Source organism: Synechococcus sp. PROS-7-1 (assembly GCF_014279795.1).
In the GTDB taxonomy this organism is placed as follows: Bacteria; Cyanobacteriota; Cyanobacteriia; order PCC-6307; family Cyanobiaceae; genus Synechococcus_C.
In genome coordinates this window covers 575,180-592,973 of record NZ_CP047945.1, presented here as the reverse complement: position 1 = coordinate 592,973, position 17,794 = coordinate 575,180, and the positions used below count along the sequence as shown (strand labels likewise).

Here is a 17,794-nt window from a genome sequence, read left to right as displayed (position 1 = left end):
AGGAAGCTGGGGTCATCCAGCGGACACGTCTAAAATCACACTCCAGTCGAACTCATACTCCAATATCCTTTTGGAGATGGGGATACAGTTTGGTCAGTGGAGGTTAGGAGACTCGAACTCCTGACATCCTGCTTGCAAAGCAGGCGCTCTACCAACTGAGCTAAACCCCCAACACCGAATGGGCCATCCTGGACTTGAACCAGGGACCTCACCCTTATCAGGGGTGCGCTCTAACCACCTGAGCTAATGGCCCAGGAGTCTCATCCCTTCAGGGGTGTGACCTAGACAAAGTTTAGGAACTAAAAATCTCCACCATCCTCATCTGCATCGCTGCAAATTTGATGGCTTCAAAGCTGAGGTACCGATCGACCTAAGGTGACAGGATTTCGGCCTAAGAATAAAATACTCAGACATCAAAATCGTTGTTTGTCTCCCTGTTAGGAGGTGATCCAGCCGCACCTTCCGGTACGGCTACCTTGTTACGACTTCACCCCAGTCATCAGCCCCACCTTCGACGTCCTCCTCCACAAGGGTTGGAGTAACGGCTTCGGGCGTGGCCAACTTCCATGGTGTGACGGGCGGTGTGTACAAGGCCCGGGAACGTATTCACCGCAGTATGCTGACCTGCGATTACTAGCGATTCCTCCTTCACGTAGGCGAGTTGCAGCCTACGATCTGAACTGAGCCACGGTTTATGAGATTTGCTTGTCCTCGCGAACTTGCTGCTCTTTGTCCGTAGCATTGTAGTACGTGTGTAGCCCAGGATGTAAGGGGCATGATGACTTGACGTCATCCACACCTTCCTCCGGTTTATCACCGGCGGTCTCTCTAGAGTGCCCAACTAAATGCTGGCAACTAAAGACGTGGGTTGCGCTCGTTGCGGGACTTAACCCAACATCTCACGACACGAGCTGACGACAGCCATGCACCACCTGTCACTGCGTTCCCGAAGGCACCCTCTCGTTTCCAAGAGGTTCGCAGGATGTCAAACCCTGGTAAGGTTCTTCGCGTTGCATCGAATTAAACCACATACTCCACCGCTTGTGCGGGCCCCCGTCAATTCCTTTGAGTTTCACACTTGCGTGCGTACTCCCCAGGCGGAACACTTAACGCGTTGGCTACGACACCGAGGGGGTCGATTCCCCCGACACCTAGTGTTCATCGTTTACGGCCAGGACTACAGGGGTATCTAATCCCTTTCGCTCCCCTGGCTTTCGTCCATGAGCGTCAGTTATGGCCCAGCAGAGCGCCTTCGCCACTGGTGTTCTTCCCGATATCTACGCATTTCACCGCTACACCGGGAATTCCCTCTGCCCCTACCACACTCAAGCCCAACAGTTTCCACTGCCATGATGGAGTTAAGCTCCACGTTTTAACAGCAGACTTGAAGGGCCGCCTGCGGACGCTTTACGCCCAATAATTCCGGATAACGCTTGCCACTCCCGTATTACCGCGGCTGCTGGCACGGAATTAGCCGTGGCTTATTCCTCAAGTACCGTCAGATCTTCTTCCTTGAGAAAAGAGGTTTACAGCCCAGAGGCCTTCATCCCTCACGCGGCGTTGCTCCGTCAGGCTTTCGCCCATTGCGGAAAATTCCCCACTGCTGCCTCCCGTAGGAGTCTGGGCCGTGTCTCAGTCCCAGTGTGGCTGATCATCCTCTCAGACCAGCTACTGATCGATGCCTTGGTGAGCTCTTACCTCACCAACTAGCTAATCAGACGCGGGCTCATCCTCAGGCGAAATTCATTTCACCTCTCGGCATATGGGGTATTAGCGGCCGTTTCCAGCCGTTATCCCCCTCCTGAGGGCAGATTCCCACGCGTTACTCACCCGTCCGCCACTAACCCGAAGGTTCGTTCGACTTGCATGTGTTAAGCACGCCGCCAGCGTTCATCCTGAGCCAGGATCAAACTCTCCGTTGTAGATCAAATCCTCTTAACGACTTTCACCGTCTCAATTTGATTTGCGTCACCCATTACTCAGACATTCTGGCAATAGTTGAGGCCTCCTTCCGCTGACACAGAAGTGTTCTTAAGAGTGCACATCTAGATTTCTCTATCTATGACTTTCCAGGATCTCAGATCCGGTTGTTGCTCCACACTGCGCACACCGACAACACAAGAGCTCGTGAAAACCCTCAAGTTGTAAGCGCAATGCTTCTTTGCAACGAATTTTTGTTGACGGGACCTCACACCTTCATCGCTCTTTCATTCATCACTCACTCCTCAACTTCGCAGTTGATTCATCAGCAACAAACGCGATGAAAGCGTCAGTTCCTAAACTTTTCAGTTGTCCAGGTTCTGCCGTCGCACTCCCTCTCAGGAGCGGTTGGCGGTGCGGTCTCGCGACCGCTTGAGAAACTTACAACACCGTGGGATCGCTCCCTCTTGGCTTGTAAGCACTCCTGAACACATCAAGCTCTCGCTCTCCTTGTTCAGAAGCTGCGCTTCGGGCTTCTGCCTCCCGCGCAGTCCATAACCATAACACCACACACACCCCCAAGCGCAACAACACCTTTACAAAAGGCATCTCAAGACTTGCTTCCACTGGCGAGAACAGAAGTCATCACTAGGTTTCGGGGATCTCCGGAGGAGAACCATGGCCGGACGGTTCAGCCAACAGAACCAAAGGGTGCGCCCGAGTTCCAAAGAGGATCAGGTCGTTCTCAAAGCCCGCGAGCATTTCGAACGCACGCTGATTCCTGTGCGCGGGCAGCTCGCTGGAAGCGTCGCGGCCCTCGAGCACCCACGGCACGACGAAGCCCTCAACTATGGCGAAATCTTCCTGCGCGACAACGTGCCGGTGATGGTCTACCTGCTCACGCAGAAACGTTTCGACATCGTCAAGCAGTTCCTGAGTATCTGCCTTGATCTACAAAGCACCACGTATCAAACCCGAGGGGTTTTCCCCACAAGCTTCGTCGAAGAGAACGGTCAACTGATCGCTGACTACGGACAGCGCTCCATTGGTCGCATCACATCTGTTGACGCCAGTCTTTGGTGGCCCGTGCTGTGCTGGATGTATGTGAAGTCCAGTGGTGACGAGGACTTCGCCTCCAGCCAAGCAGTTCAACGCGGGGTGCAACTGCTGCTCGACCTTGTACTGCACCCAACCTTTGAAGGCACACCGGTTCTGTTCGTGCCGGACTGTGCCTTCATGATTGACCGTCCGATGGACGTTTGGGGAGCTCCGCTTGAAGTGGAAGTTCTCCTTTATGGCTCACTGCGCTGCTGTGCCCAGCTCATGGAGCTGGGGCGAAAACATCAAAGCAGCCGGCTGCTGGATCAACGGCTTGTTCTGACCCGGCAGTGGGTTCATGACCTGCGGCAGTTTCTGCTCAAGCACTACTGGGTCACAAGCAAAACCATGCAGGTGCTGAGGCGACGGCCTACGGAACAGTACGGAGACAACCAGCACCAAAACGAATTCAATGTTCAGCCTCAGGTGATCCCCGACTGGCTGCAGGACTGGCTTGAAAACCGCGGTGGGTACCTGATCGGAAACATACGCACGGGCCGACCCGACTTCCGCTTCTACAGCCTTGGCAACTCACTGGGCTGTTTGTTCGGACTGCTCACGGCTCCGCAACAGCGCGCTCTGTTTCGACTGACGCTGCACAACCGTGATCACCTGATGGCCGAAATGCCGATGCGCATCTGCCATCCCCCGATGGAAAGCCTGGAATGGCAGAACAAAACCGGATCCGACCCCAAAAACTGGCCCTGGAGCTACCACAACGGTGGGCACTGGCCAAGCCTTCTCTGGTTTTTCGGCAGTTCCATCCTGCTGCATGAGCGCCGCCACCCCCATGCTGATGTGTTGCTCATGGGGCAGATGAAAGCATTGCTCGAAGAGTGCTATTGGAGTCATCTCAACCAGTTGCCCCGGCAACAATGGGCTGAATACTTCGATGGTCCAACGGGCACCTGGGTCGGACAGCAATCAAGGACCTATCAGACCTGGACCATCGTTGGCTTTCTCCTCCTCCATCATTTTTTACGGGTTAATCCCGATGATGTTCTCTTGCTCGACCTCGATGAGGGAGCTGTTCCGGATCCGGACTCGCACGAGAGTCAGACGAGCCACAACCCATAAACCGCCAGACAAGCCAAGCCCAGTGGGGGTCCAATGACCGTGAATTCAATGCTTGAAAACGGCTTGCTGCCCCGTTGCTCAGCCAATCGCTTAACAAGATCAAGATGACAAGCGCTAAACCAGGCATCTGAAGCAACCGATCAAACCCAGACAGTGATCGCACTCACAAAAAAGCCCGGTCTTCGACCGGGCTTTCAATCAACCTCAGGTATTCAGGTAATCAGAACAGTCCGAGGGTGAGCGATTTATCGATGGGGAGAGCAGCACCAATACCGAGGTAGATCGTGGTGACGGTTCCGAACAGGAATACAGCCATGGCCACGGGACGGCGGAAAGGATTCTGGAACTTATTAAAGCTTTCGATGAAAGGAACCAGCATCAGTCCCAAAGGAACCAGAGTTTGCAGAGCAATTCCCAGCAGCTTGTTGGGGACTACACGCAAGATCTGGAAGACCGGATACAGGTACCACTCGGGAAGAATTTCCAGAGGCGTGGCAAAGGGATCCGCCTTGTCACCCAGCATTGCGGGGTCAAGAACTGCAAGACCCACAACGCAAGCAATGGTTCCGAGGATGACGACAGGGAAGATGTAGAGGAGATCGTTCGGCCAGGCCGGCTCTCCGTAATAGTTGTGTCCCATGCCCTTGGCGAGCTTGGCGCGCATCTTGGGATCTGTTAGATCCGGCTTCTTGAGAATGTGCATGGATCAGCAGGAGATGAAAAAAACCTTAGACAGACCTGAATCTTCTGATCAGAAACGATCAGAGACTGAAACGGATCACAACGGACCAGAAATGCCCTGCTTCCGGATCATCAGGAAGTGCATGAGCATGAAGACAGCAAGCAGCCAAGGCATCACGAAGGTGTGCAGGCTGTAGAAACGCGTCAGCGTTGACTGCCCCACACTCTCGCCACCACGGAGCAGCTCAACCATGAAATCTCCCACCACAGGGATGGCAGCCGGCACACCGGACACGATCTTCACAGCCCAGTAGCCAACCTGATCCCAGGGAAGGGAGTATCCAGTGACTCCGAAAGAAACCGTGATCACGGCCATTGTCACTCCGGTCACCCAGGTGAGCTCACGAGGACGCTTGAAGCCTCCGGTGAGATACACACGGAAAACATGCAGGATCAGCATCAGCACCATCATCGAGGCGCTCCAGCGATGCACCGAACGGATCAACCATCCGAAGCTCACGTCAGTCATGAGGTACTGAACGGAGCTGTACGCCTCAGCAACAGTGGGCTTGTAATAGAAGGTCATCGCAAACCCAGTGGCGAACTGGATCAGGAAGCAAACCAATGTGATGCCACCCAGGCAATAAAAGATGTTGACGTGGGGGGGCACGTACTTGCTGCTGATGTCGTCAGCAATGTCCTGAATTTCAAGACGTTCCTGGAACCAGTCGTAGACGGGTGAGGAGTTCGCCATGCAGTTATGGGCTTGGATTGCGAGAGTCTACCGACGACACTCTGGGAGGCGCGCAAGAATGAAGCCAATGTTGCCGACTGTTAACAGCTGGTCAGATCAGTTGCAACGCCTTGCATCTGGGCTGTTCATCGGCATGTTGATCAGCCTGCTGACCGCACCTCAGGCCCTCGCCCTTAATGACGCACAGCAGCTGGTGGTGGAGAGCTGGCGTCTTGTGAATCAGAGCTATGTCGATCCCGAGACGTTCGAAACAATCCGCTGGAAGCGGCTGCGTCAGAAAGCACTGGAAAACACCATCGAGACCAGTGAGCAGGCCTACAGCGCCATCGAAACCATGCTGCAGCCGCTGAATGACCCCTACACGCGGTTGCTCAGGCCTGACGACTACAGCGTGATGAAAGCCAGCAACGAGGGAAGCCTCAGCGGGGTGGGATTGCAGCTCGGACATCCACCTGACGGGGACTCCATCGTGGTGATTGCCCCTCTGGAGGGCTCACCTGCGGCCGATGCCGGTGTTGTCAGCGGAACAGAGATCCTTGCCGTGGATGGCGAACGTGTTGAGGGTCTTGGGCTGGAAGCGACCGCAGCGCGTCTTCGGGGAGCCGTGGGCAGCCAGGTGCTGGTGACGTTGATGCCCCCCCAGGGAGAACCTGAAGAGATCAGTCTTGAAAGGCGAACCATCGACCTTCGCCCTGTGAGAACACGCCGCCTGCGCAGTGATGCTCACACCCTCGGCTACCTGCGCATCACGCAGTTCAGTGAAGGGGTTCCTTCCCAGGTGAGGGAAGCACTCGAAGAGCTTTCCGACAAGAACGTTGAGGGGCTCGTGCTGGATCTCCGAAACAACTCTGGTGGCTTGGTGAGCGCCGGTCTGGCAGTGGCTGATGTGTTCCTGGATCAGGAGCCGATCGTGGAAACACGCAATCGCGACGGAATCGCCGACCCCATTCAGGCTGGTCCTGGGGAGCTGTACAGCGGACCAATGGTGACCCTGGTCAACAGTGGGACCGCAAGCGCCAGTGAAATCCTGGCTGGCGCACTCCAGGATGACGGTCGGTCTCTTTTGCTTGGAGAGAAGACATTCGGAAAGGGATTGATTCAGACCCTCACCAACCTGAGCGATGGCAGTGGTCTTGCTGTCACGGTGGCGGGTTACGTCACCCCGAGCGGACGGGACATCCAAGGGCAAGGCATCCAACCCGACCGGGTCCTGGATCAACCGGAGCCCCTTAACCCGGGAGGCGAAGGCGATCGCTGGCTGAATGACGCCGAGCGAGTGCTGCAGGCACTGATCGAACAGGAGAATCCGATCGATCAGACCCAGCCTCTGGACAGCACGGATGTGGCATCGGAACCAACCTGAATGGCTTCCCGCACGTACCACGACCCACTGCATCGAGGCATCAGCCTCGATGCGAACGATCCAGCGGAAGCCATGGTGCTTTCACTGGTGGACTCATCACCCTTTCAACGGTTGCGTCGAATCCGGCAGCTCGGACCTGCCTTTCTCACATTCCATGGCGCCGAGTCGAGTCGATTCACCCATTCCCTTGGGGTGTTTTCCATCGCACGGCGGGCGATGGAGAGGCTCAAAACGCTGGATCCCTCACTCGAGCAGCAACGGGGTGTTCTCTACGGAGCCGCTCTGCTGCACGATCTCGGGCATGCCCCGCTGAGCCATACCGGGGAAGAGATGTTCGGCACCCACCACGAGCAGTGGTCAGCGCGGGTGATCCGGGAGCATCCTCAGATCCGGGATTCCCTCGACAATTACGCCTCGGGCACCGCTGATGCGGTCGCAGATCTCCTCGAACATGGCCAGGCGGAACGCGGGGTGATCAAATCCCTGGTCAGCAGCCAGCTGGATTGTGATCGCCTCGACTATCTCCTGAGGGACAGCTACAGCACCGGTGCCCGGTATGGGCAGCTTGACCTCGATCGCATTCTTGCGGCTATCACCCTTGCTCCTGATGGAGAGCTGGCCATTCACCCGAAGGGATTGATGGCGGTGGAGCACTATCTGGTGGTTCGCAACCTGATGTACCGCAGCGTTTACAACCACCGGCTGAACGTGATGTGCAACTGGCTGCTGGAGCGTCTCATTCAGGAGGCCCGCCATCTCGGTCCAGATCGCATCTGGACGGATTCCACGATGCACCGCTGGCTGTGGGAAACCGAACGACTTGATCTCAACAGCTACCTCGCCAATGACGACCTTCGTATCGGCTATCACCTTCAGCGCTGGCAGGCTGAAGCCCCTGCCCCCCTGGCAAGCCTCTGCGATCGCTTTCTCAATCGCCAGCTGCTGAAAGCCCTGGATGTGAGCTCACTCCACACCTCCGATCGTCTGGAACTGCTTGCTGCTGCACAGACGATGTCGGAATCAGTCGGACTGGACCCCACCCTCTGCTGCGGGCTTCGGCAACACCAGCTCCACGGCTATCACCCCTACCGAGGAGGTCTCCGGCTCTGGGATGGGCACAGTCTGCGGGCCCTAGAGCAGGAGTCGGCACTCGTGAGCAGCTTGGCCACCCCCGCGGAATCGGCCTGGTTGATCCACCCCCGGGAGATTGCTGCCGAGCTGAAGGCCAGGGTGAGACAGGAGGTCTCGCCTCTCTGAAGGGGGTAACGTCTGGCCATGAAAGCTGCGTCCCCTTCACGGGCCCGACGTGTCCTGATCCTCCCCCCCCACCGGAGTTGTCACTGGCACCAGTGGCTTCCAGACCAGCGGGAGTCTCTGCCGGCGGGATCGATCGACCTCGACATGGGTGACTGGTCCATGGGTTGTCGAGAGCTCACTGAACTGATGGACGCGCTCGAACACGAGGGGTACACGGTGCAGCAGGTCATCACCCACTGCCCCACAACGCAGATCGGAGCCGCTGCCCTTGGCCTGCCAACAAGCCAGCGGCCAAAGGCAGACACGAAAGAAGAAACCGGAGAAACCGAAACCAGTGACAGGCGCGGAGACCTGCGGATTCACCGGGGCACGCTTCGATCCGGGGATCACCTCAGCAGCGAGGGGCATGCGCTGGTCATCGGGGATGTGAACCCAGGAGCGTCTGTTACGGCGAATGGCGACGTTTACATCTGGGGCCGCCTGCGTGGACGCGCCCATGCCGGGGCCGCTGGAAACCCATCAGCACGGATCATTGCGCTGCAGCTCAGGCCGTTGCAGCTGCGCATTGCTGATCTTGTCGCCAGAGGACCGGAAGAGCCCCCCATGCCCGGACAGGCTGAACAGGCTTGCATCCGCGATGGCGACATCGCCATCGAAGCGGCCCAGCCACCGTTCCTGGATGATCAAGCGAATCAGCGGAAAAGTTTTTCAGCCGATTGAAGCCATTAATGTGGCCGCACCAACCGGGACCCCGTGACGATTTCGCGAACGATCCTGATCTGCTCAGGCAAAGGAGGCGTTGGCAAAACAACGCTCACTGCCAATCTCGGCATCGCACTCTCCAGGCAGGGTGCACGCACTGTGGTGCTGGATGCTGATTTTGGACTGCGAAACCTTGACCTGCTCCTCGGCCTAGAGAACAGGATCGTGTACACAGCCCAGGAAGTGCTGGCTGAAACATGCCGCCTGGACCAAGCCTTGGTGAAGCACAAGCAGGAACCGAATCTTGCCTTGCTTCCCGCCGGCAACCCACGGATGCTCGAGTGGCTGAAACCGGAGGACATGCAGGCCATCGTCGGCATGCTCTCCGAGCGCTTCGATTACGTCCTGATCGATTGTCCTGCGGGCATCGAAGACGGATTCAAGAATGCTGCGGCCGCGGCCAAAGAAGCGATCGTGATCACAACGCCCGAAGTGTCCGCGGTGCGGGATGCAGATCGTGTGATCGGCCTACTGAACACGCGAGGGGTCACCCCCGTGCAGCTCGTCCTCAACCGGGTTCGCCCCCGGATGATGGCCAATCAAGAGATGCTTGCTGTGGACGATGTCACCGACATCCTTGCGCTTCCACTCCTGGGCCTCGTTCTCGAAGATGAGCAAGTGATTGTGAGCACGAACCGAGGTGAGCCACTCACACTCAACGGCAGCGCGTCTCCTGCAGCAAGGGCTTACACAAACATCGCCCGACGCCTGCAGGGTGAGGACGTGCCATTGATGGATCCCGCACGGGAAGGGCGAACAGGACTGCGTGCCAAGGTTCGCCGACTGATGCAAACCAAGATCTTCTGAACGCCATGACACTTCAGGACCTTCTGGATCGAATTCTTGGTCGCCAGCCGGCCAGTGCCACCACGGCCAGAGAACGCCTCCAGCTCGTGCTCGCTCACGATCGCAGCGATCTGAGTCCCGAGCAGTTGGATCAGATGCGCCGGGAAATTTTCGAGGTCGTGGCCAAATACGTGGATATCGACCTTGAAGAGGGTGACGTCACTCTTGAAACTGAAGATCGCGTGACAGCTCTTGTGGCCAATCTGCCGATCAGGCGATCCATGGCTTCGACCAAACCTGGCAGTTGACCGTGGAATCCTCGCGAGAGCGAGAGCCAACGGCATGGTCCATTCACCCAACCTCACCCAGGCCGAGATCGGAGTGATTCAGCTGCTTCTCCATGGCATGTCAAACAAAGCCATGGCAGAGACCTTGATGGTCAGCATCCGAACCATCGAGAGTCATATCAGCCATGCGCTCATGAAAACAGGCTGCCGGTCGCGATTGGAACTTGTTCTCTGGTGGCTGAAGCAGACACCAGAGCCCCACGGTCAACCCATCGGTAAACTTCCCCCAATGCCGGCTTAGCTCAGCGGTAGAGCAGCGCTTTTGTAAAGCGAAGGCCGTCGGTTCAAATCCGTCAGCCGGCTTCCAAACGGGAATAGATCCTTCAAGGGAGATCGCGATTGCGGTGCCCAGCAAGGAGCCACACCCCGATGAAAGCGAACAACCAAGGCAGCACGTTGAGCTCGAACAGCGGCGTGAATAGACGAATCACTGGCTCAAGAAGCCAGTGAAAGGCTGTCTGGAGAAAAAGCACGAGCGCTATCAACCAGATCATCGCGTTAGGCGCTGCCGTCTGGAACCATCACAGCGCCCTGACGAAGCATCTGCCAGCACCCCGGGGATGTCCACTTCAGAACGGTGCTAGCCAGACCCGATGGTTGGGGCCACGGCAAAGGGCCAAGCAAGGGGAGGTCAGGGAACGCCGCGGCCGCCTGTTCAGCGCTGCAATTGGGAGTTGCACCGGATCGGTTGGCACTCGTTGTGGCCAAGGGGCCGCTCCTGGCCAGGAGAGATCGGGTCAAGGCACAAGCAGGAATCCTCATGCCAAGCGTGTCTTGACCGGGATTGAGGTGGTGCGTCAGCGCCCCCTCGGCAGGCAGAACCAACGTGAGCGGTCCAGGCCAATAACGATCGACCAGAGGGAGAGCATCCACCCTCGCGCTGTCAGTGGTGAGGTCGAGAAGATCGCTGACCTCTGCCGCCATCAGGATCAAGGGTTTGTCCTGCGGGCGTTGTTTCAGAGTCCAGATCTGGGCCGCAGAGGGAGGAGAGCATGCCAACGCCGGAAGCGTATCCGTCGGCATGAGTGCAGCACCCCCGCCGTGCAGGTGCCTGGCAATCGCATCGACTGCCATCAGTTGTGCATCCAAAGGCATCATCACCATCGCCTGGAAAGTTCTCACCCTCGCAAGGGACGCTGTGCCAAAGCGAAACGCATCACACCCTGAAGGTCGGGGCGGGCCTGAACAGCATCAAGACCTGCATTGCGCAGCAGCAACAAAACATCCTCGCTCTGGTCGTGGTGATGCTCCAGCAAAAGCCATCCCCCTGGAGCCAGAGCCCTTGGCGCTTCATCAATGATCGCTCGACAGCAGTCCAGCCCGTCATCACCCCCCGAGAGGGCGAGATGAGGTTCATGGTCGCGAACCACCGGCTCGAGACCAAGCAACTGAGCGCGGGGGATGTAAGGAGGATTCGAAAGCACCAGATGCAAGTTGCCCCACAAATGACGCAATGGCTCCCACCAGCTGCCCAAGTGCAGCGTGCAACAGGGCGAGGGCGCGAATGATCGCAAATTCAAACGCGCGAGCTCAAGGGCCTCGGCGCTGAGATCGACAGCATGCCCTTTCCAGCGGGGCAGAGATCGGGCGAGCGCGACAGCCAAGGCACCACTTCCGGTTCCAAGATCAGCCCAGACACCTGCCTGCGAACAAGTCTTTGGATCCGAGAGCGTCAGGCAGTGCAGAGCTAGGTCAATCAGCAACTCAGTCTCCTGGCGCGGGATCAGCGCTCCTGGGCTGACCTGCAACTCCACATCACGCCATGGACACCGTCCCACCAGATGCTGAAGAGGAACATGCTCCGTGACATGCCGATGCCACAACAATTCCAGCTCGTTGAAGGATGCAGCGAGCTGAACGGTTGATTCCGGCAGGATTCGCATCTTCTGCAATGCAGCCCAGCTCAGATCGCCCTGCATCATCAGCAGCCAGTCGAAATCAACAGCCCGCCCCCCCTGGGCAAGCTGGGATTGGCGCCAAGCGAGCAGGTCTTGGCCTGAGCAACGCGTTGTTTGCATGGGCAGAACCTAGAGGGAGCGCCAGCGCAGGCCAGGCATCGCTGTCACGACGCCTTCAATCTCTAATTGCAGCAAGCTCTTGGCGATGTGCTGAGGATCCTCCTGAAGACGCATCGCCATTTGCTCGAGAGTGGCACCGTCATTCACCTGCTGGAGGAGCTTCTCTGTTGAAGGTTTCCGTGTCATGGGGCTGACCATTGAGTCCTGGCAGGGGACAGGACCGGTTCCCAGCGCTTGGATGAACGCCATGGGATCAACCAGAGCAGAAGCCTTCCCTTGCAGGAGTGCATTACTGCCCTGCGAGGAGTGACGCATGGCATCACCTGGAACCACCCAGAGCGGAAGCCCCATCGACTGGGCGATGGCAGCGGAATGCAAAGCACCACTGGCTTTGGGACATTCAACGATCACAACAGCCCTGGCGACAGCCACCAGCAACCGATTCCTAAGCGCAAACGTCGACCTTCTCACCCTGGCGTCATCCCTGAGCTCAGTGAACAGAAGCCCGGTCTCTGCGACGGACTGCTGCAACCCTCGATGCTCCTGGGGATAGACCCTGTGCAGCGGAGTACCGAGGACTCCAACGGGCACACCCCTGGATCGAACACAGGCCCGATGAACGGCAGCATCAATGCCTTCAGCGAGCCCACTCACCACTGGCCACCCAGCCGAGGCGAGAGACCGCCCGAGCGCCTCCGCCATTCTCAGCCCATGCACCGAGGGTCGACGGGTACCAATCACAGCCACGGCCTGACGACTGGAGAGCAGGGGCCAAAGATCTCGGCGACCACACCACTGCAATGAAAGAGGCGGGCGATCGAGACCACTTAGGGACTCTGGCCAGCAGGCATCCATCGGCAGCAAAACATGGCCTGGAACCGCGGCACTGCCTGGCGATCGACACGCTTGGCGGTACCGCGCCAGCGAGCCAAGCAGTGACTCGGGCCATCCAAGAACATCACGAAACCTGGAGAGAGGCCAATCCCAGAGATCGCCCAATCCACAAGCCATCTCGGAAGACAAGCTTGCGAGCTGTTGCATACGCGTGGAGCCGATTCCAGGACAACCCGACCAAACCCACCACCAAGAGCGATCCAACACTAGAAATCAGTACGCATGTACTAATTTCAATGCGTTCTCTTGCCGCCTGTCAATGTCTCGAACACTTCCGCCACTTCCGCAGGAGGGTGTCGCAGCACCTTCCGCGCGCCTTGGACTTGAACAAGTGCTAAGTCAACCCTCGCCTCAACCACGCACAGGCCGGATCGCATGACGCGTGTTGTCCAGGGCCAGCGCACGCCATGACGCGGCAGGGGCCATGACTCAAGCAGAACCTCATCACCGAGTCGCAAGGCCTCTCTGTAGCGGATGTCGAGACGCACTACAGGCATCTCCAGCCCAGCTTCGACAAAGCGCTCATAAGGGAAGCCAATGGCACAGAGCGCCTCAACCCTGGCCTCCTCCAGCCAGGCCACATAGCCCCCGTGCCACATCACGCCACCGTGATCAGTGTGCTGAGGAAGCACACGCTTAACGAGGCGGAACGGAATCGCCGTAACGCTCTCATTCACCATCGAAAAGCACCAATGAAACAGCCATAGGCTGCTACATGTCTGAAGCAATGCAGTGTTCAAGAACCTGTTGATCGCCGACTCCGGCAAAGGCCACGTGGAAGAGATGGTCCGCATGCTGCGTGACCTGCCCGCTTTTCAGACGGCAAGAGTGAACTTGCTGCATGTGGTTTCCGAACAGAGCAAGGACAACTCAGACCAGCACTGGACCACGGCCGGCAGCCTCTTGGCCAAGGCTGTTGAAAAGCTGGGCCTCAACCCGAGTGATGTCAACTCGATCATCCGCCAAGGAGACGCCAAACAGACCGTTCTCAAGGTGGCTGACGAGCTGGATGCGGATCTGATCGTGATGGGCTCCCGTGGCCTGGGACGCCTGCAATCGATCCTGGGCAATAGCGCCAGTCAGTACGTTTTTCAGCTGTCAACACGCCCCATGCTCCTGGTTCGTGACGACCTCTACGTGCGGCACATCAATCGCGTCTTGGTGACAATCGACGGAACTGGCGTTGGGGACGACGCCCTCAGGCTGGCCTGCGAAATGGTGAAAGACATCCCTGGCGGGCAACTCACAGGTGTGCACGTTTCGCGCTCAGAACCCACGCCATCGCGAGGGGCCTCAGGGTCTAGCGACACCCTGCTTGATCAGGCCGTTCAAAGGGCGCGGATGCTTGGCGTCACTCTCAACCCGCTCCATGTCACGGATGCGGACGTTGGCAAGGGTGTGTGCCAGGCCGCAAACAACATTCAAGCCGATCTCGTGGTGTTGGCTTCGCAGGATCGACGCCCTCTCGTGGCGAGGGGACTCGTTGATCTCGACAAGCTGCTAGGGGGATCCGTCAGTGACTACATCAGGGTCCATGCCCCTGCGCCTGTGCTGCTTGTACGCGAACCAGAGCGGCGCTGAATCCAAACCTTTAGCAAGGAGGAATCAACCCTCTTTGCTGTTGGTTTGGATAAAAAGAATGATCAAGAAAACGGTTGGCACGAGCACAAACAGCAGGCTGGCCACGAAACCGAGGTCGTTGGTTTCCATGAACGATCGAGAACCTGATGGAACGTATCACCGCTTGGATGGGTTCGACGCGAACCCATCACGGCTCGTCACCGGGTGTAGCAGGAGCATCCGTTGACGACTGATTTTGAACATCCTCATCATCTCCAGCCTCTTCGTCGTCATCCTCACTGCTTTCCACCACTGGCCATACCGTGGGCCCGAGCGGCAGAGGTGCACCGAGAGCTGCCTCAATGCGTCGGCGCTGATCGCCCATCGACACCTGCGGCCTCGTGAGGATCACAACAGAACGTTCAACGAGAGCTTGACAGGCGAGTCTCCAGCTTTCAGGCCGGCGGCGGAGCTTGGCATCTTCCACAGCCGTACGGCCGGAAAGGGAGTTGGCGGCCGACTGATCCCCCTTGACCTCGACAAAACAGGTGATGCACTGCCCACATCCACCACAGTTCCCCAGCTGACCTTTCAAGCCATAGAGCTGAATGCCCTCCCTGAGGGCTACATCGCGGAGGTTCTCGCCTGGGTAGCACTCAACATCGCGACCTTCACGCACAAACCGGATCACAGGCATGGAATCTCCTGGAAGCGACGCAGGACAGCGCCAAAGCTCCGACACTCTGGAGCCTGAAGTTGCGATTTGTAACCCCCCTGCTGAAGCCTGGCCAAGCCATTCGAACCGCGATGAAAACAGCCACAAGGGGGCAGCGCCAATCTCGCCATGCCAATTCCAGACGTTGCAGCTCGCGACAAGGGCACGCGCACACTGAGATGGACGCCTTACGATCGCCAGGTCTGGCTGCCATTGCAGCTCCGTTCCCCCGAACCTGACCCATGGGATTGCCCTGGTATCGGGTGCACACCGTCGTCATCAACGACCCCGGCCGCCTCTTGGCCGTGCACCTCATGCACACTGCCCTCGTTGCCGGCTGGGCCGGCTCGATGGCCCTTTATGAACTTGCCATCTTCGATCCGTCCGATCCTGTCCTGAACCCAATGTGGCGTCAGGGCATGTTCGTGATGCCCTTCATGGCACGCCTCGGCGTGACCGACAGCTGGGGTGGTTGGAGTATCACTGGCGCCACCGGTGTCGATCCAGGTTTCTGGAGTTTCGAAGGTGTTGCCGCCGCTCACATCGTGTTCAGCGGCCTGCTGATGCTCGCTGCCATTTGGCACTGGACCTACTGGGACCTCGAAATCTGGCAAGACCCCCGCACTGGGGAGCCAGCTCTCGATCTCCCCAAGATTTTTGGTATCCACCTCCTCCTCGCCGGTCTTGGTTGCTTCGGTTTCGGAGCCTTCCACCTCACTGGTGTGTTCGGGCCTGGAATGTGGATTTCAGATCCTTACGGCATCACAGGTCACCTCGAACCGGTGCAACCGTCGTGGGGTCCTGAGGGCTTCAACCCCTTTAATCCAGGGGGCATTGTTGCTCACCACATTGCCGCTGGAATCGTCGGCATCATTGCTGGAATTTTCCACATCACGACGCGTCCCCCCGAACGCCTCTACAAGGCGTTGCGGATGGGCAACATCGAAACGGTGCTTGCCAGTGCCATTGCAGCAGTGTTCTTCGCGGCCTTCATCGTTGCTGGCACCATGTGGTACGGAGCAGCTGCTACTCCGATTGAGCTGTTCGGCCCTACGCGTTACCAGTGGGATCAGAACTACTTCAAAACGGAGATCAATCGTCGCGTCCAAACAGCGATGGATCAAGGCGCTACCGCGTCCGAGGCCTACGCCTCGATTCCTGAAAAGCTCGCTTTCTACGACTACGTCGGCAACAGTCCTGCCAAGGGCGGTTTGTTCCGTGTCGGCCCGATGGTGAATGGCGACGGTCTTCCTACCGGATGGCTCGGCCACATCTCCTTCACCGACAAAGAAGGGCGAGAATTGCAGGTCAGGCGTCTTCCCAACTTCTTCGAGAACTTCCCCGTGATTCTCGAAGACAGTGATGGAATCGTTCGTGGCGACATCCCCTTCCGCCGCGCCGAAGCGAAGTACTCCTTCGAACAACAAGGCATCACTGCAACGGTGTTTGGTGGTGCCCTTGATGGTCAAACCTTCACCGATCCAGCTGAGGTGAAGCGTCTGGCCCGCAAGGCACAACTTGGTGAAGCGTTCGAATTTGATCGCGAGACCTACAACTCCGACGGAACGTTCCGCAGTTCACCCCGCGGCTGGTTCACCTTCGGCCACGCCACCTTTGCGCTGCTGTTCTTCTTTGGCCATATCTGGCACGGTGCTCGTACTCTGTATCGCGATGTGTTCGCCGGTATCGACCCAGACCTCGGCGAACAGGTGGAATTTGGCCTCTTCCAAAAACTGGGAGACCGCTCCACCCGTCGTCTGCCCGATGGCTATGTGCCACCGGCAGGCACCCCGCTCAGCTAATCGCCCTCCAGGAGTTATCCGATGGAAAGCTTTGCTTACATCCTCATCCTCACCCTTGCGATTGCCACCCTTTTCTTCGCTATCGCCTTCCGCGATCCACCGAAGATCGGCAAGTAGTCCTTCAAACCCCGCCGAATGGCGGGGTTTTTTTATGTTTTTCGAGGGAAATTACCGCTGCTCTGTTCACCCCTAGACGCAAACCGTATGATTAGTGCACATTCGAGTAACCGGGCGTGCAGTGCCCTTCCTGCCAAAACACAGACAGCCGCGTGCTCGAGTCACGAGCAGCGGATGGAGGTCGCAGTGTGCGGCGTCGCAGGGAATGCTTGAACTGTGAGTTTCGCTTCACCACCTACGAACGCGTCGAGACCGTACCGATCACCGTGATCAAACGGAACGGCAACCGCGAAACGTTCAGTCGCTCCAAACTTCTTCACGGACTAAGTCGTGCGTGCGAAAAAACAGGGCTGGCCCCAGAACGGCTCGAAACAATTGTGGATGAACTGGAACTGACCTTGCAGCAACGGAATGGTCGAGAAGTCTCAAGCCATGACATCGGCGAATTAGTGCTCGAGCAGCTCAAGGAACTGAGCGAAGTTGCTTATGTGCGCTTTGCCTCTGTTTACAGGCAATTCAGCGGTGTCAGCGATTTTGTCGCCACGCTCGAAGGGATCAACGCCTCCAAGACACGCCTGGAAGCACTGGTTTAAGAGGCTGCAGCTCCACTCTGTAAAGTGAGGGATTGCCTGAACCAGGTCGG

The 17,794-nt window shown here is 57.7% G+C and carries 20 protein-coding genes, 3 tRNA genes and 1 rRNA gene; 12 read left to right on the top strand and 12 right to left on the bottom strand.

What is annotated here, in order from left to right:
• Window positions 1–97: 97 nt before the first annotated feature.
• The 3 genes from SynPROS71_RS03045 to SynPROS71_RS03035 all read right to left on the bottom strand — a co-directional run bounded on the left by SynPROS71_RS03045 (window position 98) and on the right by SynPROS71_RS03035 (window position 1,922).
• A tRNA-Ala gene (locus SynPROS71_RS03045) sits at window positions 98–170 on the bottom strand.
• A 9-nt stretch (window positions 171–179) separates the two neighbouring features.
• Window positions 180–253 (bottom strand) — tRNA-Ile (locus tag SynPROS71_RS03040).
• Window positions 254–437: 184 nt separating this feature from the next.
• Window positions 438–1,922, bottom strand: a 16S ribosomal RNA gene (locus SynPROS71_RS03035).
• 676 nt (window positions 1,923–2,598) lie between these two features.
• Here SynPROS71_RS03035 and SynPROS71_RS03030 point away from each other — a divergent pair.
• Window positions 2,599–4,095: a glycoside hydrolase 100 family protein gene (locus tag SynPROS71_RS03030; RefSeq protein ID WP_186596525.1), complete on the top strand. Its 1,497-nt coding sequence runs from the start codon at window positions 2,599–2,601 to the stop codon at window positions 4,093–4,095.
• A gap of 220 nt (window positions 4,096–4,315) precedes the next feature.
• Here SynPROS71_RS03030 and petD read toward each other — a convergent pair whose 3' ends face one another.
• Window positions 4,316–4,798 carry a cytochrome b6-f complex subunit IV gene (gene petD / locus SynPROS71_RS03025; RefSeq protein ID WP_186596524.1) on the bottom strand — a complete coding sequence of 161 codons (483 nt, stop codon included), beginning with the start codon at window positions 4,796–4,798 and terminating at the stop codon, window positions 4,316–4,318.
• A 75-nt stretch (window positions 4,799–4,873) separates the two neighbouring features.
• Window positions 4,874–5,530: a cytochrome b6 gene (gene petB, locus SynPROS71_RS03020; RefSeq protein ID WP_006042106.1), complete on the bottom strand. Its 657-nt coding sequence runs from the start codon at window positions 5,528–5,530 to the stop codon at window positions 4,874–4,876.
• A gap of 67 nt (window positions 5,531–5,597) precedes the next feature.
• Here petB and ctpZ point away from each other — a divergent pair, with 67 nt between their 5' ends.
• The 7 genes from ctpZ to SynPROS71_RS02985 all read left to right on the top strand — a co-directional run bounded on the left by ctpZ (window position 5,598) and on the right by SynPROS71_RS02985 (window position 10,348).
• On the top strand, window positions 5,598–6,893 hold the full coding sequence (ctpZ, locus tag SynPROS71_RS03015; RefSeq protein ID WP_186596523.1) for a carboxyl-terminal processing protease CtpZ: 1,296 nt from the start codon (window positions 5,598–5,600) through the stop codon (window positions 6,891–6,893).
• Complete coding sequence (locus SynPROS71_RS03010) at window positions 6,894–8,150, top strand: HD domain-containing protein (RefSeq protein ID WP_186596522.1); 1,257 nt, start codon at window positions 6,894–6,896, stop codon at window positions 8,148–8,150.
• Window positions 8,151–8,168: 18 nt separating this feature from the next.
• A complete protein-coding gene (gene minC / locus SynPROS71_RS03005) occupies window positions 8,169–8,870 on the top strand; it encodes a septum site-determining protein MinC (RefSeq protein WP_186596521.1) in 702 nt (233 codons plus the stop codon).
• A 33-nt stretch (window positions 8,871–8,903) separates the two neighbouring features.
• Window positions 8,904–9,719, top strand: a complete 816-nt coding sequence (gene minD / locus SynPROS71_RS03000; RefSeq protein WP_186584164.1) for a septum site-determining protein MinD — start codon at window positions 8,904–8,906, stop codon at window positions 9,717–9,719.
• Window positions 9,720–9,724: 5 nt separating this feature from the next.
• Window positions 9,725–10,006: a cell division topological specificity factor MinE gene (gene minE / locus SynPROS71_RS02995; protein WP_186596520.1), complete on the top strand. Its 282-nt coding sequence runs from the start codon at window positions 9,725–9,727 to the stop codon at window positions 10,004–10,006.
• A 34-nt stretch (window positions 10,007–10,040) separates the two neighbouring features.
• A complete protein-coding gene (locus SynPROS71_RS02990; protein WP_186596519.1) occupies window positions 10,041–10,286 on the top strand; it encodes a response regulator transcription factor in 246 nt (81 codons plus the stop codon).
• Window positions 10,277–10,348, top strand: a tRNA-Thr gene (locus tag SynPROS71_RS02985). Before SynPROS71_RS02990 ends, SynPROS71_RS02985 begins: the two co-directional genes overlap by 10 nt.
• 20 nt (window positions 10,349–10,368) lie before the next feature.
• Here SynPROS71_RS02985 and SynPROS71_RS02980 read toward each other — a convergent pair.
• The 5 genes from SynPROS71_RS02980 to SynPROS71_RS02960 all read right to left on the bottom strand — a co-directional run bounded on the left by SynPROS71_RS02980 (window position 10,369) and on the right by SynPROS71_RS02960 (window position 13,637).
• A complete protein-coding gene (locus SynPROS71_RS02980; RefSeq protein WP_186596517.1) occupies window positions 10,369–10,539 on the bottom strand; it encodes a hypothetical protein in 171 nt (56 codons plus the stop codon).
• Between the two features lie 4 nt (window positions 10,540–10,543).
• The gene (locus SynPROS71_RS02975; protein WP_186597835.1) at window positions 10,544–11,143 is read right to left on the bottom strand and encodes an L-threonylcarbamoyladenylate synthase; all 600 of its coding nucleotides are present in this window, start codon (window positions 11,141–11,143) and stop codon (window positions 10,544–10,546) included.
• 20 nt (window positions 11,144–11,163) lie between these two features.
• Entirely contained in the window at window positions 11,164–12,063 is a 900-nt protein-coding gene (gene prmC, locus SynPROS71_RS02970) for a peptide chain release factor N(5)-glutamine methyltransferase (RefSeq protein WP_186596515.1), read from the bottom strand.
• Between the two features lie 9 nt (window positions 12,064–12,072).
• Window positions 12,073–13,074, bottom strand: coding sequence for a DNA-processing protein DprA (locus SynPROS71_RS02965; protein ID WP_255442317.1), 1,002 nt, complete (start codon window positions 13,072–13,074; stop codon window positions 12,073–12,075).
• Between the two features lie 116 nt (window positions 13,075–13,190).
• A complete protein-coding gene (locus tag SynPROS71_RS02960) occupies window positions 13,191–13,637 on the bottom strand; it encodes a thioesterase family protein (protein ID WP_186596513.1) in 447 nt (148 codons plus the stop codon).
• 52 nt (window positions 13,638–13,689) lie between these two features.
• On the opposite strand from SynPROS71_RS02960, the gene SynPROS71_RS02955 reads away from it, so the two are divergent.
• Window positions 13,690–14,538 carry a universal stress protein gene (locus SynPROS71_RS02955; protein ID WP_186596512.1) on the top strand — a complete coding sequence of 283 codons (849 nt, stop codon included), beginning with the start codon at window positions 13,690–13,692 and terminating at the stop codon, window positions 14,536–14,538.
• A gap of 24 nt (window positions 14,539–14,562) precedes the next feature.
• Here the strand turns inward: SynPROS71_RS02955 and psbM are convergent, their stop codons facing one another.
• Both psbM and SynPROS71_RS02945 read right to left on the bottom strand, forming a co-directional pair.
• Entirely contained in the window at window positions 14,563–14,667 is a 105-nt protein-coding gene (gene psbM, locus SynPROS71_RS02950; protein ID WP_011932433.1) for a photosystem II reaction center protein PsbM, read from the bottom strand.
• Window positions 14,668–14,725: 58 nt separating this feature from the next.
• On the bottom strand, window positions 14,726–15,214 hold the full coding sequence (locus SynPROS71_RS02945) for a 2Fe-2S iron-sulfur cluster-binding protein (protein ID WP_186596511.1): 489 nt from the start codon (window positions 15,212–15,214) through the stop codon (window positions 14,726–14,728).
• Window positions 15,215–15,474: 260 nt separating this feature from the next.
• Here SynPROS71_RS02945 and psbB point away from each other — a divergent pair, with 260 nt between their 5' ends.
• The 3 genes from psbB to nrdR all read left to right on the top strand — a co-directional run bounded on the left by psbB (window position 15,475) and on the right by nrdR (window position 17,744).
• Window positions 15,475–17,034 (top strand): photosystem II chlorophyll-binding protein CP47, encoded by a 1,560-nt coding sequence (psbB, locus tag SynPROS71_RS02940; protein WP_186596510.1) that lies wholly within the window; start codon window positions 15,475–15,477, stop codon window positions 17,032–17,034.
• A 21-nt stretch (window positions 17,035–17,055) separates the two neighbouring features.
• Window positions 17,056–17,151 (top strand): photosystem II reaction center protein T, encoded by a 96-nt coding sequence (locus SynPROS71_RS02935; protein ID WP_006042122.1) that lies wholly within the window; start codon window positions 17,056–17,058, stop codon window positions 17,149–17,151.
• A gap of 116 nt (window positions 17,152–17,267) precedes the next feature.
• A complete protein-coding gene (nrdR, locus tag SynPROS71_RS02930; protein WP_186596509.1) occupies window positions 17,268–17,744 on the top strand; it encodes a transcriptional regulator NrdR in 477 nt (158 codons plus the stop codon).
• Window positions 17,745–17,794 lie beyond the last annotated feature (50 nt).